The organism is Acidovorax sp. KPB24-07, assembly GCF_057543315.1.
This window is the reverse complement of record NZ_BAAJYS010000789.1, coordinates 1-905: the sequence shown is the minus strand read 5'-3', so window position 1 is coordinate 905 and position 905 is coordinate 1. Positions and strand designations below refer to the sequence as shown.

Here is a 905-nt window from a genome sequence, read left to right as displayed (position 1 = left end):
CGTCGCGCGGCACGCACGGCATCGGCGGGCAGGGCTCGAACGGTGTCACCGTCTTCGGCGAAATCGACGTGAGCGCCGAGCGCCGGCGCTGAGGCCTTCGCGCCCTCACGCCCTTGCCGCTTCGCGCCCTGCGCCCGCGCCGGGGCCCTGCCTGAAAAGAATCCCTTTGGCGACCATCTCCCCCACCGTTCCCCTTTTCCAGGCCAGGCAGATCGACCCCACGGCCGAGCAACTGGCGATCCAGCAGTCCGCCGAGCGCACGCTGGTCATCGAGGCCAACGCCGGCGCGGCCAAGACCACCACGCTCGCCCTGCGCATGGGGCAGGCCTGGGCGCGCGGCGTGGCGCCCGAGCGCTGCCTGGCCCTCACGCACACCGCCACCGCCTGCCAGGCGCTGCAGGCCGCGCTGCGCAAGGTCGGCGTGCCCGCGCCCGTGGCGCAGCGCTTTCGCATCGCCACGTTCGATGCCTTCTGCGCCGAAATGCTGGCCGACCAGTACGAGGCCCCCGTGCCGCACCACCGCCACCTGGAGGAACTGCGCCCCTTCGTCTGGCAAGCCGTGCAGCGCGTGGAAGACAACGAACACGAGCGCTGGCGCGAGGAGCTGCTGCTGCCCACGCTGGGCGATACCGGCTTCGTGGAGGAGTTCCTGGCGACCAGCGTGTGGCTCAAGGGCACGATGAAGGACGAGCTGGAGCGCGAGGGCGGCCCGGCCTCACCCGAGCACGCGGCCGCCATCGGCGTGGGCTACACGCAGCTCAAGGTGTTCCTGGCCTACGAGCGCATTCGCCGGCGCGAGCTGGCCGACGAGCCGCTGTTTCGCGGCCCCTTCGATGCCACCTACGACCTGGCCCGGCGCCTGCACGGCGGCGACACCGCGGCCAGCCTGCCGCGCTGGCCGCGCG

General features: G+C 72.7%; 1 protein-coding gene. It reads left to right on the top strand.

Translation table 11 applies throughout. The features are described 5' to 3' along the window. Positions 1 to 166: 166 nt before the first annotated feature. Positions 167 to 905: UvrD-helicase domain-containing protein (locus AC27IQ_RS25820; protein WP_487091345.1), on the top strand; the 739-nt coding region annotated here is incomplete at its 3' end.